Origin of the sequence: Leisingera aquaemixtae (genome assembly GCF_006740765.1) — a bacterium.
Lineage (GTDB): Bacteria > Pseudomonadota > Alphaproteobacteria > Rhodobacterales > Rhodobacteraceae > Leisingera > Leisingera aquaemixtae.
In genome coordinates this window covers 1,647,201-1,660,945 of sequence record NZ_CP041159.1, presented here as the reverse complement: position 1 = coordinate 1,660,945, position 13,745 = coordinate 1,647,201, and the positions used below count along the sequence as shown (strand labels likewise).

The following is a 13,745-nucleotide window of genomic DNA, read 5'->3' as shown; positions in this document are numbered from 1 at the left end:
CCCCACTATTGCCGCGCCCGGCGCGGCGGGGCAATCTGCGGTTTGCGAACAGATATTGTGCAGGCGGCGGCAGGCCCGCGCAGGTCTTACGGCACGGAGTAAGTGCGGAAATCCTGTTCGCGCCGCATCGTGGCGCTGCGGGCGTCCAGGTCGCCGCGTTCGGCGCGCCAGGTCAGGTAGCGGTCCAGGTGATCGTTTGATTCCCAGTAGTGAAAAACTGCAATTTCATGGCGCGCGCGGTTGATGCCGGCATGGGCCTCGATGCAGCCGGGAAAGCTCCGGGTCTCGCAGATCATTGCCGCCACCGCCTTAGCATGGTCTTCAAAAGTGTCTATGTCCGGATAAATAACGGCAAATGCGGCTTCTTTCATACGTTCTGCGTGCGGCCTCTGAATGCGCCCTAAAAGGGAAAAGATCTATCTACGATATATATTAACACAAAATTAACGACTGTTATAGCAGCTAACGCTGCGGGAACAGATAGCTTTTTTGGCTTCGGGCCGGCACGCGGGTACGGGGGCGGGCATTCTAGCAGACACTTTCAATCTGCCGCGGAATGCTGCAGGATTTTATAGTTAAGAAATTCAGGGTTTCGCGGCACTGCGTGCCGGCCAAACACGTTGTCCGGGAAAGAGATGAAAGCGATTGATCCCGCAAGGTATTTGAAAACAGGACTGGGCTGCGTTTTGGCCGCCTTCCTCTTTGCCGCGGCTGCGCGGGCGGAAACAGTCCTGACCTTCTGCTACGATCCTTATCCGCCCTACACATTGGGAACCGGCAGCATCCCGTCCGGCGGGCTGAAGGTGGACCTTCTGGACGCGGTGATGGAGCGGATCGGCGGCCTCAGCGCGGTCACCGTTCTGCTGCCCTGGCAGCGCTGCCTCGCCCAGGCAAAGTCAGGAGAGGCAGATGGCATCCTGCCGTTGTACAAGTCCCCGGAGCGCGAGGCCTTCCTGGCCTTTACCGAACCCGCCTTTCAGCAGACAAACACGCTTTGGTACAACCGGGGCCGCTTTCCAGACGGGCTGGCATGGAGCGCGGGCTATGCCGGTGTGTCGCACCTGAGGCTGGGAATGGTGAACGGCAGCGTCATCGACCCGGAGATGGAAGCCGCGTTCAGCGCCCGCAACCGGATCGTCAAAAGCGGCGATGCGGCCGGTCTGATGCAAATGCTTCTGTTCGGCCAGCTGGACCTGATTGCCATCGACGATGCCGTCGGGCGGTATCACGTGGGCTTGAACGGCTGGCATGACCGGATTGCCGCCGCCGGGAAACCGGTCTCCAGCCGCATGTCGCACTTCGGACTGTCCCGCGCCAGCGGCGCAGCGGCCTACCTGGAAGAGTTCGACCGCGCGATCAGGGAGCTGAAGGCCGAAGGGGAGATCGGCCGGATCCTGCACAGCCGCAACTACAGCCATTAGCCGGGACCGCCGGGCGGTTCCTGACTGAATGCAGACGCCGTATCCAATGGAAAAGGGCGCCCGAACGGGCGCCCTCGACGGTCTGGCGGCGGCTGGCCTTACTGCTTGGCCAGGTTGCGCAGCACATAGTGCAGCACGCCGCCGTGTTCGATGTATTCGATCTCCGGCGCGGTATCGATACGGCACTTCAGCGTGATGGTCTTTTCCGACCCGTCCGCATAGGTGATCTCGCACGGCACTTCCTGCAGCGGTTTGATGCTGTCCAGGCCGCGGATCGTAACGGTTTCCTCACCGGTCAGGCCCAGGGTCTTGCGGGTATCGCCGCCAGTGAATTCGAACGGGATCACGCCCATGCCCACCAGGTTGGAGCGGTGGATCCGCTCAAAGTTCTCGGCGATCACTGCCTTGACGCCCAAGAGCGCGGTGCCCTTGGCCGCCCAGTCGCGCGAGGAGCCCGCGCCGTACTGCTCGCCGCCGAACACGACCAGCGGAGTGCCGTTGGCCTGATGCGCCATCGAGGCGTCGTAGATCGAGGTCTGTTCGCCATCGGGGCCCTTGGTATAGCCGCCCTCGACGCCGTCCAGCATCTCGTTCCGGATGCGGATGTTGGCAAAGGTGCCGCGCATCATGATCTCGTGGTTGCCGCGGCGCGAGCCGTAGGAGTTGAATTCGCGCGGCTGCACCTGGCGTTCCAGCAGGTACTGGCCTGCGGGCGTGGTGGTGGCAAAGGAACCGGCGGGCGAGATGTGGTCGGTGGTGACCATATCGCCCAGGATCGCCAGAACTTTGGCGCCTTCGATGTTTTCGATGGTGCCCGGCTCGGGACCCATGTCCTGGAAGTAGGGCGGGTTCTGAATGTAGGTGGAGCTTGCGGGCCAGTCATAGGTTTCCGCGTCGGTGACCTCCACCGCCTGCCACTTCTCGTCGCCCTTGAAGACATCGGCGTATTTCGACTGGAAGGCGTCGCGCGTCACGGTCTTTTCGACCAGGTCGGCGATTTCCTTCTGGGTCGGCCACAGGTCCTTGAGGAAGACGTCGTTGCCGTCCTGATCCTGCCCCAGCGGCGCGGTGGTGATGTCGATGTTCATGTCGCCGGCCAGCGCATAGGCCACCACCAGCGGCGGCGAAGCCAGGTAGTTGGCGCGCACGTCCGGCGAGATGCGGCCCTCGAAGTTGCGGTTGCCCGACAGCACCGAGACGCCGATCAGGTCGTTGTCGTTGATGCACTTGGAGATTTCATCGGCCAGCGGGCCGGAGTTGCCGATGCAGGTGGTGCAGCCGTAGCCCACGAGGTTAAACCCGATGGCGTCCAGATGCTCCTGCAGGCCGGCCGCCTCCAGATACTCGGACACCACCTGCGAGCCCGGTGCGAGCGAGGTCTTGACCCAGGGCTTGCGGGTCAGGCCGCGCTCATGCGCCTTCTTGGCCACCAGCCCTGCGCCGATCATCACATAGGGGTTCGACGTGTTGGTGCAGGAGGTGATCGAGGCGATCACGATGGAGCCGTCGTGCAGCTGGTAGTTGTGCTCGTCCGTGCTCACGAAGCCGGACTTGTGGTGGCCCTTGTCGCCGGGAATATTCTGCGGTTCCGGCTGCCCGCCTTCCGCCTCCCAGCGGCTTTCGGCACGTTCGCCTGCATCCTTGCCGCCGCGCTGGCCTTCGACGTAGTCGTGGAAGGTGGTGGCTGCCTTATCCAGCGCTATGTGGTCCTGCGGCCGTTTCGGCCCGGAGATCGCGGGCACGACGGTGCCCATGTCCAAATGCAGCGTATCGGTATAGACCGGCTTGTAGCTTTCGTCGCGCCACAAGCCGTTTTCCTTGGCATAGGCCTCAACCAGCGCGATGCGGTCCTTGTCGCGGCCGGTGTTGCGCAGGTAGCGGAGGGTTTCGTCGTCGATCGGGAAGAAGCCGCAGGTGGCGCCGTATTCGGGGGCCATGTTGGCAATGGTCGCCCGGTCGGCCAGCGGCAGCCGGTCCAGGCCGTCGCCGAAGAACTCGACGAATTTTCCGACCACGCCCTTGGCGCGCAGCATCTCTACCACTTTCAGCACCAGATCGGTGCCGGTGGTGCCTTCGGTCATCTCGCCGGTCAGCTCAAAGCCGACGACTTCGGGGATCAGCATGGAAATCGGCTGGCCCAGCATTGCCGCCTCGGCCTCGATGCCGCCAACACCCCAGCCCAGAACCGCAGCGCCGTTCACCATGGTGGTGTGGGAGTCGGTGCCGACGAGGGTGTCGGGATAGGCGACTTCCTCGCCGTTCTGGTCCACATCTGTCCAGACGGTCTGGGCCAGGTATTCCAGGTTCACCTGGTGGCAGATGCCGGTGCCCGGCGGCACCACGCGGAAGTTGTTGAACGCTTTCTGGCCCCATTTCAGGAACTGGTAGCGCTCCATGTTGCGCTCATACTCGCGGTCGACGTTCATCTGGAACGCGCGCGGGTTGCCGAATTCGTCGATCATCACCGAGTGGTCGATGACCAGATCCACCGGCACCAGCGGGTTGATCTTGGCCGCCGAGCCCTTGAGGCCGACGATGCCGTCACGCATGGCGGCCAGGTCGACCACCGCGGGCACGCCGGTGAAATCCTGCATCAGCACGCGGGCCGGGCGGTAGGCGATCTCGCGCGGGTTCTTGCCGCCCTTGCCGGCCCACTCGCCAAAGGCCTTGATGTCATCGGTGGAGACGGAAAAACCGCCATCCTCGAAGCGCAGCATGTTTTCCAGCACCACCTTCAGCGCGGCGGGAAGTTTGGAAAAGTCGCCAAAGCCTGCTTCGGTGGCTGCGGGAATGGAATAGTAGGAGATCGTTTTGCCGTTGACGCTGAGAGTGCGGCGCGCGCTGGCGTTGTCCTGTCCGACGGTGATAGGCATGGGTGGCCTCCCTCAAGAAATTGAACTTGGGAATTCGCTGCTTGTTAAATGCATGAGGTAAGCGCTGCATTCAATAGTTCAAACGCCGCAGGGGCAGTTTTGTATGCGATTGTACACATTTTTGGCCGCGCTGCCGCTGCCCTCGGGCCTCAAAAATGATTGATTGGCCTAACCCCCGGCACATCTTTAGACCAGTGGGCTAAGTAGCAGAGAAGGCGATTCATGAAATTTCTGGCGTCGATCATGACGGTTCTGGCCCTGGCCCTGCCGGTGCATGGCCAATCCGCAGCAGACCCCGTGGTGGTGGAGCTGTTTACCTCGCAGGGCTGTTCGTCCTGCCCGCCCGCAGATGCGCTGCTGCATAAGCTGGCCGCCCGCGATGACGTGCTGCCGCTGGCGCTGCATGTGGATTACTGGGATTACATCGGCTGGAAGGACAAGTTCGCCAAGCCTGCCCATACCCGGCGGCAAAAGGGCTACGCCCAGGCCGGCGGGCGCCGGATGATCTACACGCCGCAGATGGTTATCATGGGCCAGGAGGACGTGGTCGGCGCCGATGCCGTGCAGGTGGAGAGCGCGATAAGGAAGCACCAGAAGAAGCCGCGCCCGGTGGCGCTGACGCTGCGGCGGCAGGGCGGGGAACTGGTGATCCGTCTGAAGCCCCGGTCCCGGATGCCTAAGTCCCGGCTGCTGGTGCAGCTGGTGCGCTTTACCCCGGAACGCACCGTCAGCATCACCCGCGGCGAGCTGGCCGGGAAAACCCTGAGCTATGCCAATGTGGTGGAGGACTGGCAGCTGGCGGCAGAGTGGGACGGCGCAGAGCCGCTGGAACTGACGGTGCCGCTGACCGGCAGCCAGCCCGCCGCGGTGCTGGTGCAGGAAGCGCCGTTCGGTCCGGTCATCGCCGCCGCGCGGGCGGACTGACCCCGGCGCGGCGCGCCAGCAGGGGCGCGGCAGCGGCGGTCAGGTTTTCCAGCGCCGGTGGATCCAGAACCACTGGCCGGTGTGCTTGCGCACGATGGATTCCAGATCGGCCGTCAGCGCCTTGGTCATGGTCAGAGGGTCCGAAGGGGGAACTTCGGCGTTCATGATAATCTCGAAATCCAGGCCGTTTTCCTGGCGCACCGCGTAAACCGGGATCAGCACGGCGCCGAATTTCAGCGCCAGTTCCGCGGGCACGGTTGAAGTAACCGCAGGCTTGCCGAAAAAGTCGATCGGCTCGCCGCCCTGGGCATAGAGATCGGTGACGATGGCGGCGATGCCGCCCTTTTTCAAATGCCGGACCAGCTCGACCATGCCGCGCTTGCCCTGTTCGAACATCAGCTCGCCGGTGGTTTTCATTGCGGCGACATAGTGCTCGTTGAAATAGGGGTTGGCCATCCGCCGGTACAGCGCGCCCATGTCGTGGCCGCGGGCGGTCAGCGCCGCGCGGGCGGCGTCGTAATTGCCGAAATGCGCAGTGGCCAGAAGCACCGGCCGCCCGGCGGCGCGGGCGGTCTCCAGCGCTTCCAGCCCGGGGCCGGTGATCGGGGCCGATCTGGCCTTCTCATGGAAGGTCTGCCCGTCGTACAGCTCGGCGATCATCCGGCCGGCATTGTCGCTGACATCGCGGTAGAGCTGCTCCGGATCCAGCCCGGAAAGCTCTGGGCTGACATGGCGCAGGTTGTTGCGCACCCGCTTGTCAAAGCCGGCAAGCCGCCCCATGGCGGTGACCAGGCGGCCCATCATCGGAACCCGCAGCCGGTAAGGGATCAGCCCGGCGCCCAGCAGCAGCCCGCGCAGAAACAGGTTGCTGCCAAAATATTTGACATGGCTCCAGGTGGAGAGCTCGGAAGGGTCTACTGGCATGGCATCTGGGTGGCTGCGGCGCGAAAATGCGGCTGGAAGGCTGCATCATAAGCAGCCGCGCCGGCGGGCACAAGCAGGTCGCACCCAGCCGCCGCCCCGTCAGAGCAGGGCGGCAGCCGGTGATGCATTCCGCGCCGGGGGCGGGCGGCAGAGTCAGTCCTCGCCGCCGTTTTCCTCGTCGTCGGACTTCAGCTCGATCTCGCCGGTTGCCACCAGGTCGCGCATGGCCGAGATGATCATGCTGAACGCCGCTTCGCCGTCGGTGCGCTTGACCTTGCCGCGCTCCGCCACCTCCTCGCGGATGTTGTCGGCCATCCGGCTCGACATGTTCTTCAGCAGGAATTCGTTGGTCGCCACGTCTTCCTCGTCCGAGGCGAAGGCCATGGCAGTGACCAGATCCGGCTGCGACAGGACCCGGATCAGCTTGGGCACGTCGATGGGCTGCATCCGCTCGCCGATCAGCGCATAGGTGAAGATCGCCTTGCGCACCTTGACGGCGAAATCCTCGTCCTCCTCGTCCAGCGCGGTCAGAACCTCATCGCGCTTGGCGGCGGCGGCTTCGGTCAGGATACCGCCCAGCCGCTGGCCCGGGGTGTCGTTGAAGGCAAGCTCCGGCCGGGCCTCAACCTGGGCCGCCAGCGACAGGCCGATCCGGTCAACGGTATCGGGCGTCACATTGGCGGTCTGGCTCACCGCATAGGTGATGCGCCGGGCAACCGGGCCCGGCAGGTGGACCAGCATCTGCGCCGCCTTGGCGGTGTCCAGCTTGGAGAGCAGCACCGCGGCCACCTCCGTGCTTTCGGCCTCCGCCAGCGACGCCAGATCTTCCGGCGGCAGCTGTTTCAGCCGCTGCCAGGGGTCGCCGAACTGCCGCACCCCGGCCTCCTTGCGCAGGCGGCTGTGGGTATAGCGGCTGATTTTACCTTCCATCGCGTTCAAGGCGCCGGCCAGGCCGTTGGGGAAATGCAGGCCGACATTGTCCAGAAGGTCGGCAAATTCACCCGCCACCGCATGCAAGGTGTCGCGGTCGACAATCCGCATCTTGCCCATCTGCTGGGTCAGTTCCAGCTGCAGATCGTCCGGCAGCTCCTCCAGCGGGATCTCCGCGCCTTCGTTCAGCAGCAGCCGGACAATGATCGCGGCCTTGGCCTTGCCGCTCAGGCCGCTGCTGGTCCCGCCGCCCATCGGCGCCGGGGCGGAAAACCCGCCGAAGTCGGAACCGCCAGTTGCCATTGGAAGCGCCAGCATGTTGTCTTGAGGCATTCTCGCACCCTACCAAAGATTCTTCTCGATCATGGAGGGCAGAATAGGCCGCAAGCCGTAAAGAAAGCCTGAAGCCTAGTAGCTGTAAGACGCGCCCGTTTCCAGCGCGCTGCGCAGCGCGGCTTCGGCCCAGGTGCCGTCGCCGCCCCGTGCCCTGATCTCTTTCCACTGTATCAGGGCGGCGCCGTATTTGCCCTGTTGCACAAGGCCTTGGCCCATATACGAACGGGCAAGGAGGTTATCCGGATCGCGTGCCAGCGCATGATCGTAATAGGCCTGCGCCTGATCCAAATGGCCCAGTTTGCGGTGGGTGAAGCCCCAGTAGGTCAGCACAAGGGAATCCTGCTGATCCGCCATCGCGCTCAGCACCGCCTGGGCATCCTGCTGACGGCCCGCATAGGCCAGCTCGCGGGCTGCGCCCAGCAGTTGATCCTGGTTCAGCGAGGATTTCCGCGGCCGCACGCAGCGCTTCTTTGTTTCATCCCACACCCGCTTGCCCTTGCAGGTCTTGGTGGTCTCGGTGGGTTTGGGCGGGTTCCAGCTGTTGCCGCTGGCGGCAAGGGCGGCAACCGGAAGGGTCAGGGCGGCGGCCAGGGCAAGGAAACGCATATCGGAAACTCCAGACGCAGTATGTTTTGCCCACTGTAACCCCGGAAGACCGGTCTGGATCTGTAAATTTGTTCACAAAGGCGTTTGCCCGGCTGCAAGACGCAAAACGCCCCGCCGAGATGACGGGGCGTGATAAACTTCGCGCTCAGGCAGGCTTATTCGCCGAACACGCGCTTGAAGATCGTGTCGACATGTTTGGTGTGGTAGCCCATGTCGAATTTCTCGTTGATCGCGTCTTCGCCAAGGGCGGCAACCACATCGGCATCGGCCAGCAGCAGCTCGCGGAAATCGACGCGCTCTTCCCAGACCTTCAGGGCGTTGCGCTGCACCATGGCATAGGCATCCTCGCGGCTGACGCCTGCCTGGGTCAGGGCCAGCAGAACCCGCTGCGACATCACCAGGCCGGGGAATTTGTTCATGTTGTCCAGCATGTTCTCCGGGAACACCAGCATCTTGTCGACAACGCCGGCCAGGCGGTGCAGGGCGAAATCCAGGGTCACGGTCGCATCCGGGCCGATACCGCGCTCGACGGAGGAGTGCGAGATGTCGCGCTCATGCCACAGCGCCACGTTCTCCATCGCCGGGATCACCGCCATCCGCACCAGACGCGCGAGGCCGGTGAGGTTCTCGGTCAGCACCGGGTTCTTCTTGTGCGGCATCGCCGAGGAGCCTTTCTGGCCCATCGAGAAGAACTCCGCGCCTTCCAGCACTTCGGTGCGCTGCATGTGGCGGATTTCCACAGCAATGTTCTCGATCGACGACGCGATGACGCCGAGCGTGGCAAAGAACATCGCGTGGCGGTCGCGCGGGATCACCTGGGTGGAGATCGGCTCGGGGCGCAGGCCCAGCTGCTCGCAGACGTGCTCTTCAACCGCCGGGTCGATGTTGGCAAAGGTGCCGACCGCGCCGGAGATCGCGCCGGTGGCGACTTCCCAGCGGGCCTTTTCCAGACGGTTCTTGTTGCGGTCCATTTCCGCATAGAAGCGGGCAAAGGTCAGGCCCATGGTGGTCGGCTCGGCGTGGATGCCATGGCTGCGGCCGACGCGCACGGTGTTCTTGTGCTCCAGCGCGCGTTTCTTCAGAGCCGCCAGCACCTTGTCAACACCGTCCAGCAGGATGTCGGCGGCGCGCACCAGCTGCACGTTCAGGCAGGTGTCCAGCACGTCGGAGGAGGTCATGCCCTGGTGCACAAACCGGGCTTCCTCGGAGCCCACATGCTCCGCCAGGTGGGTCAGGAAGGCGATCACGTCATGCTTGGTCACCGCTTCGATCTCGTCGATGCGGGCGACGTCGAATTCCACGTCCTTGGCTTTCCACACCGCGTCGGCGTTCTCGCGCGGGATCACCCCCAGGTTGGCCATGGCTTCGCAGGCATGGGCCTCGATCTCGTACCAGATCTTGAATTTGGTCTCGGGCGACCAGATTGCGACCATCTCGGGGCGGGAATAGCGGGGGATCATGGGCGAAGGCACCTTTGTGTGATTGCGCAGCAGATGCCCGGCCTCTTAGATCAGGACAGGCTGGACAGCAAGGCTGGCCGGGGCGCATGAGGCAGTTTGCCCTGATGATTGCGGTATCATCCGGGGCAGTGCCGGTTGCGGCGGGCAAAGGGCGGAGGTTCAGCGGCGGGGAGGTGCAGGCGGCGCAAAAGTGGCGCAGGCCGGTTTGCGGCAGCGGCGCCTGGCAGGCCCTCAGCGCTTGGGGGCGCTCCGCCAGGCCTGCGGACCAAGCGGGCGTAAGGACACAAGCGCCGCAACAGCCCCCGGCTTGCGGCGGTCAGGAATGGCCGGGAAGGCGGGGATCAGTCCCCGCGCAGATGCGACAGCAGCCGGGCGTTGCGGCAGTAGGAGGGCGCCTCGTTCAGTTCTGCCGCCTCGCGCTGCAAGCTGCTGCAGCCGTCCTGATTGCCGCAAGTGCTGCAGCGCAGGACGGCGCGCATGTATTTCCGGCCCTGCGCCTGCGGGTCTGCAGCAACGATTTCGCCATAGTCCACGCCCAGACGGCTGGCCATGCCCTGCACCAGATCGCTGCTGCGTGCGAGTTTTGCAAAAAGTCCCATGTGTCTCCTCCATAGCCCGGCCGGCGCCGGGACTGGGAACAGCATGTGCGCGAATGCGCGGTGGCACTTTGATTTGGCGCAAACTTCAGCCGCGGGCAGCGGCTCCCGCCTGCGCTGCGGCCTTCTGCCGAAGACCTGCCGCAGTTAGGCCCGGCGCCGCGCTCAGCGCGGCGCCGGGCCCAAGGCCGCTGGCGGTGCAGGTTTCCTGCACGGTCCGGGGGCGGGAGCAGCGCCGGAGTTTTCGGCGCTCAGGCCCCGGAATGCTCCGTGGTCTCCAGCCGGGTCACCACCCTGGCGCCGCTTTCCAGCGTCCGGTGCACCGGGCATTTGTCGGCGATTTCCAAGAGCCGGCTGCGCTGCTCTCCGCTCAAGGGGCCGCACAGGCGCACCACCCGGGTGAACTGGTCGATCTTGGCAGGCCCGGAGGGCAGGGCGTCCTGGGCATGGACCTTGTCATGGCTCACATCAACGCTGATCCCCTCCAGCGGCCAGCCCTTGCGGCGGGCATACATCCTGAGCGTCATCGAGGTGCAGGCGCCCAGACCCGCAGCCACAAACCCATAGGGAGACATGCCGCGGTTGGTGCCGCCATAGGCCAGCGGCTCGTCCGCCAGCGCGTGGTGGTAGGGGCCGGATTGCACGTCCTGCAGGAACCCGTCCGGATCCGCCTCCGTCACCCGCAGAATGCCTTCCGGCGCGCCGGGCGGCGGTGCGGGCGGGGCCATGCCGATATAGCGCCCGGCCCAGGCGGCGATGACCTCGGCAGCATATTCCGCGTCCGCCGGGCGGGAAATCAGGTGGTCGGCGTCATCCAGAGTGACAAAGCTCTTGGGGTGTTTGGCAGCGGTGAAGATCGATGCCGCATTGTCGATGCTCACGGTCTCGTCGCGCGGCGCGTGCAGCACCAGCAGCGCCGCCTTCAGCTCTGCAATCGCAGGCGCCAGCGCCTCGGCGCTGATGTCGTCGACAAACTCCTTGCCGATCACAAACGGCCGCCCGCCCAGGCAGACCTCGGCGCGTCCCTTGGCCTCGATCTCCGGCAGAGCGGCTTCGAAGTGGTGGGAGACATGGCCCGGATCAAATGGTGCCGCCAGCGTCACCACCCCCTTGACCGATGGGATGCCCGCCCGCGCCCGCAGCACCGCCGCCCCGCCCAGCGAATGGCCGATCAGCAGGGCCGGCGCCATGTCGCGCGCCGCGAGGTACTGCGCCGCCTTGATTAAATCCGCCACGTTGGAGCTGAAGGTGGTGTTTTCGAACTCGCCCTCGGAATGGCCCAGCCCGGTGAAATCGAATCGTAAAACCGCGATTCCCATCGCCGCCAGCCGCCCGGAAATCCGCCGCGCAGCCGGGATGTCCTTGGAGCAGGTGAAGCAATGGGCAAAAAGTGCTGTGGCCAGCACCGGCCCCTCGGGCAGGTCGAGGCGGGCAGCAAGGGTGTTTCCGGCGTGGCCGGTGAAGGTGATCCGTTCCGTGGGCATGGGCGTGGCCTTTTTTGGGTGTTCCGCATAGATTGAGCGTTCGACGGGGCCTGAACAAGGCAGCGGGACGGAACGTCACGGGAAGGTGAAGCCAGATGAGCAGCAGCACTCTTATAGGCATGGGGTGTTACAGCCCGCAAAGCGCGCGCGACCGGGAAATGTGGCGGCGTTTGCAGGCGTTTTGCGGAACTGAACCACAAGCCTTTGGCCGCAACCCGCAAACCGGCCATGTGACCGGCTCCGCCTTCGTGCTGTCGCCGGACAGGAACAGCGTGCTGCTGACCCATCACAAGAAACTCAACCGCTGGTTCCAGCTGGGCGGCCATTGCGACGGCATCGCCGACGTGCGCTTTGTGGCGCTGAAGGAAGCCTATGAGGAAAGCGGGCTGGCCAGCATCAGTCCGCTGTCGGACCGGGTGTTCGACGTCGATATCCACGAAATCCCGGCCAATGGCCGCGACTGCGCGCATCTGCACTATGACGTGCGTTACCTGTTTCAGGCCGAGGCCGGAGAGATCGCCGCCAGCGGGGAATCCCACGCCTTGGCCCGGGTTCCGCTGACCCAGCTGGCAGAAGTAACGGAATCGCCCGGCGTGCTGGTGCTGCGCGAAAAGCTGGCGCCGTTCTTAAGCGGAGGCGCCTGACGGCGCCGCAGGCTGTCCCGGCCCCTCCTGTCGGGAGGGACCGGCGGTGCGGTATCAGGCTTCGCCCAAGAGCGCCTTGTCGAACGGGTAGCTGGTCAGGTTCTCATACCCATCCTCGGTGATCAGCACCTGGTCCTCCAGCTTGATCGAGAAGTCGCCGCCCTCGGGGGACACCAGCGCCTCGACGCACAGAACCATGCCCGGTTCCAGCTCATAGTTGAAAGCGCCCTCGACCATCTTGTCCGGATAGGCCACCAGCGGCCACTCGTCGCACAGGCCGACGCCGTGCATCATGCAACCGTACTTCTGCTTCTGGAACTGCGCATCAAGGGGGTGGCAGCCGCGCGACAGCTCCTGGATGTTCACGCCGGGCTTCAGCATCTCCATGTTGTGGCGGATGTGCTCCAGCCCGTGCTGCATGGCGTAAATCATGCCGGGCCGCGGCTTTTCATCGCCGATCCACCAGCTGCGGGAGATGTCGATGCAGATCCCGTAGGAGCCGACGAGGTCGGTGTCAAAGCTGATGATCTCGTTGTTCTGGATGATGCGGGGGCCGCATTCCTGGAACCACGGGTTGGTGCGCGGGCCGGAGGCCAAGAGCCGGGTTTCGATCCACTCGCCGCCGCGGCGGATGTTTTCCGCGTGCAGCACCGCCCAGACGTCATCCTCGGAGATATTGCCGCCGGGCACTTGTTCGCGGGCGAATGTCTCCATTGCTGCCACCGCAGTTTCGCAGGCGTGATGGGCGCAGCGCATTGCCAGGATCTCGTCCGGGCCCTTCACGGCGCGGCATTTCTCGGTCAGCTCCTCACCGGGGAAGATCTCCAGCCCCTGTGCCTCAAGTGCGCGCAGGCCGTGCAGCATCACCTTATCCACCGCCAGCCGCTTGTTGCTGCCGCTGTGCTCTTCCAGCAGGATGCGCACTTCGTTCGAGAACTTGTCCGCTGCCACGTCGATCTTGTCGCCGCGGTCGAAATAGAACAGGTCGGCCCCGGCGCGCTGCTCGCGCACCAGCGGGTTGAATTCGCTAAGGAAGGGCGACTGCTTGTAGTCCCACAGCACCATATAGCCGTCAGCGCAGATCAGCAGCGCGCGGAACGGGTTGTGGGTGTTCCAGAGCTGCATGTTGGTGCTGTCGGTCGCATAGCGGATGTTCAGCGGATCAAAGACCAGAAGGCCGCCATAACCGCGGTCGTTGATGAAACGCGTCAGCCGCTCCCAGCGAAAGCTGCGCAGCGCCTGCAGGTCCGGCAACTGCAGCCCGGCCTCGGCCCATTCGGCAAAGGCCAGCTGGGTCGGGCCGATCTCGACCCGGTCATTGTCGTTCGGGGTGTTGTCGCCCAGTCTCGCGCCGCGGGTGGGGTCGATCTTGCGGATGTCGCGGTAATGCTCGTTCATGCCGGAAGGTCCTTGCTGCACAGTCCTGTCCAGTGTGGCGCCGGTGGCTGGGAAAAGCGCTGCGGAAAGCGACAGGTTTTCGGGTCATTTCTGACCTGTGATGCAACGTTGCGGCTGTTTCCCGCCGGTTTGGATGCTATCGCAAATGG

At 64.4% G+C, this 13,745-nt stretch carries 12 protein-coding genes; 3 read left to right on the top strand and 9 right to left on the bottom strand.

The genetic code is table 11. The annotated features are described in order from the left end of the window. Positions 1 to 86: 86 nt before the first annotated feature. Positions 87 to 371, bottom strand: a complete 285-nt coding sequence (locus tag R2C4_RS09735; RefSeq protein WP_141890481.1) for an antibiotic biosynthesis monooxygenase — start codon at positions 369 to 371, stop codon at positions 87 to 89. Between the two features lie 264 nt (positions 372 to 635). Between R2C4_RS09735 and R2C4_RS09730 the strand changes: the two genes are divergently transcribed. Next, on the top strand, positions 636 to 1,421 hold the full coding sequence (locus R2C4_RS09730) for a substrate-binding periplasmic protein (protein WP_141890480.1): 786 nt from the start codon (positions 636 to 638) through the stop codon (positions 1,419 to 1,421). A 98-nt stretch (positions 1,422 to 1,519) separates the two neighbouring features. Here the strand turns inward: R2C4_RS09730 and acnA are convergent, their stop codons facing one another. After that, the gene (gene acnA, locus R2C4_RS09725; protein WP_141890479.1) at positions 1,520 to 4,294 is read right to left on the bottom strand and encodes an aconitate hydratase AcnA; all 2,775 of its coding nucleotides are present in this window, start codon (positions 4,292 to 4,294) and stop codon (positions 1,520 to 1,522) included. A gap of 222 nt (positions 4,295 to 4,516) precedes the next feature. On the opposite strand from acnA, the gene R2C4_RS09720 reads away from it, so the two are divergent. Further along, positions 4,517 to 5,218: a DUF1223 domain-containing protein gene (locus R2C4_RS09720; RefSeq protein WP_141890478.1), complete on the top strand. Its 702-nt coding sequence runs from the start codon at positions 4,517 to 4,519 to the stop codon at positions 5,216 to 5,218. Between the two features lie 39 nt (positions 5,219 to 5,257). Here the strand turns inward: R2C4_RS09720 and R2C4_RS09715 are convergent, their stop codons facing one another. The 6 genes from R2C4_RS09715 to R2C4_RS09690 form a co-directional block, all read right to left on the bottom strand. Next, the gene (locus R2C4_RS09715; RefSeq protein WP_141890477.1) at positions 5,258 to 6,142 is read right to left on the bottom strand and encodes a lysophospholipid acyltransferase family protein; all 885 of its coding nucleotides are present in this window, start codon (positions 6,140 to 6,142) and stop codon (positions 5,258 to 5,260) included. 153 nt (positions 6,143 to 6,295) lie between these two features. Next, entirely contained in the window at positions 6,296 to 7,405 is a 1,110-nt protein-coding gene (locus tag R2C4_RS09710; RefSeq protein WP_058287081.1) for a flagellar motor switch protein FliG, read from the bottom strand. 75 nt (positions 7,406 to 7,480) lie between these two features. Then, positions 7,481 to 8,014, bottom strand: coding sequence for a tetratricopeptide repeat protein (locus R2C4_RS09705; RefSeq protein ID WP_141890476.1), 534 nt, complete (start codon positions 8,012 to 8,014; stop codon positions 7,481 to 7,483). A gap of 155 nt (positions 8,015 to 8,169) precedes the next feature. Further along, positions 8,170 to 9,474 carry an adenylosuccinate lyase gene (gene purB, locus R2C4_RS09700; protein WP_008554435.1) on the bottom strand — a complete coding sequence of 435 codons (1,305 nt, stop codon included), beginning with the start codon at positions 9,472 to 9,474 and terminating at the stop codon, positions 8,170 to 8,172. Between the two features lie 341 nt (positions 9,475 to 9,815). After that, positions 9,816 to 10,073 (bottom strand): DUF6455 family protein, encoded by a 258-nt coding sequence (locus R2C4_RS09695; RefSeq protein ID WP_141890475.1) that lies wholly within the window; start codon positions 10,071 to 10,073, stop codon positions 9,816 to 9,818. A gap of 248 nt (positions 10,074 to 10,321) precedes the next feature. After that, positions 10,322 to 11,554: a bifunctional alpha/beta hydrolase/OsmC family protein gene (locus R2C4_RS09690; RefSeq protein ID WP_141890474.1), complete on the bottom strand. Its 1,233-nt coding sequence runs from the start codon at positions 11,552 to 11,554 to the stop codon at positions 10,322 to 10,324. Between the two features lie 95 nt (positions 11,555 to 11,649). Between R2C4_RS09690 and R2C4_RS09685 the strand changes: the two genes are divergently transcribed. Continuing rightward, the gene (locus tag R2C4_RS09685; protein ID WP_141890473.1) at positions 11,650 to 12,198 is read left to right on the top strand and encodes an NUDIX hydrolase; all 549 of its coding nucleotides are present in this window, start codon (positions 11,650 to 11,652) and stop codon (positions 12,196 to 12,198) included. 54 nt (positions 12,199 to 12,252) lie between these two features. Here the strand turns inward: R2C4_RS09685 and dddP are convergent, their stop codons facing one another. Continuing rightward, positions 12,253 to 13,596, bottom strand: a complete 1,344-nt coding sequence (gene dddP / locus R2C4_RS09680; protein WP_141890472.1) for a dimethylsulfonioproprionate lyase DddP — start codon at positions 13,594 to 13,596, stop codon at positions 12,253 to 12,255. Between the last annotated feature and the right edge of the window lie 149 nt (positions 13,597 to 13,745).

Bases quoted from the DNA above. Each gene is read 5' to 3' on its own strand.
- R2C4_RS09730 (WP_141890480.1), top strand. From the start codon at position 636: ATGAAAGCGATTGATCCCGCAAGGTATTTGAAAACAGGACTGGGCTGC.
- dddP (WP_141890472.1), bottom strand. From the start codon at position 13,596: ATGAACGAGCATTACCGCGACATCCGCAAGATCGACCCCACCCGCGGC.
- R2C4_RS09720 (WP_141890478.1), top strand. From the start codon at position 4,517: ATGAAATTTCTGGCGTCGATCATGACGGTTCTGGCCCTGGCCCTGCCG.
- R2C4_RS09705 (WP_141890476.1), bottom strand. From the start codon at position 8,014: ATGCGTTTCCTTGCCCTGGCCGCCGCCCTGACCCTTCCGGTTGCCGCC.
- R2C4_RS09710 (WP_058287081.1), bottom strand. From the start codon at position 7,405: ATGCCTCAAGACAACATGCTGGCGCTTCCAATGGCAACTGGCGGTTCC.
- R2C4_RS09695 (WP_141890475.1), bottom strand. From the start codon at position 10,073: ATGGGACTTTTTGCAAAACTCGCACGCAGCAGCGATCTGGTGCAGGGC.
- purB (WP_008554435.1), bottom strand. From the start codon at position 9,474: ATGATCCCCCGCTATTCCCGCCCCGAGATGGTCGCAATCTGGTCGCCC.
- R2C4_RS09690 (WP_141890474.1), bottom strand. From the start codon at position 11,554: ATGCCCACGGAACGGATCACCTTCACCGGCCACGCCGGAAACACCCTT.
- R2C4_RS09735 (WP_141890481.1), bottom strand. From the start codon at position 371: ATGAAAGAAGCCGCATTTGCCGTTATTTATCCGGACATAGACACTTTT.
- R2C4_RS09715 (WP_141890477.1), bottom strand. From the start codon at position 6,142: ATGCCAGTAGACCCTTCCGAGCTCTCCACCTGGAGCCATGTCAAATAT.
- R2C4_RS09685 (WP_141890473.1), top strand. From the start codon at position 11,650: ATGAGCAGCAGCACTCTTATAGGCATGGGGTGTTACAGCCCGCAAAGC.
- acnA (WP_141890479.1), bottom strand. From the start codon at position 4,294: ATGCCTATCACCGTCGGACAGGACAACGCCAGCGCGCGCCGCACTCTC.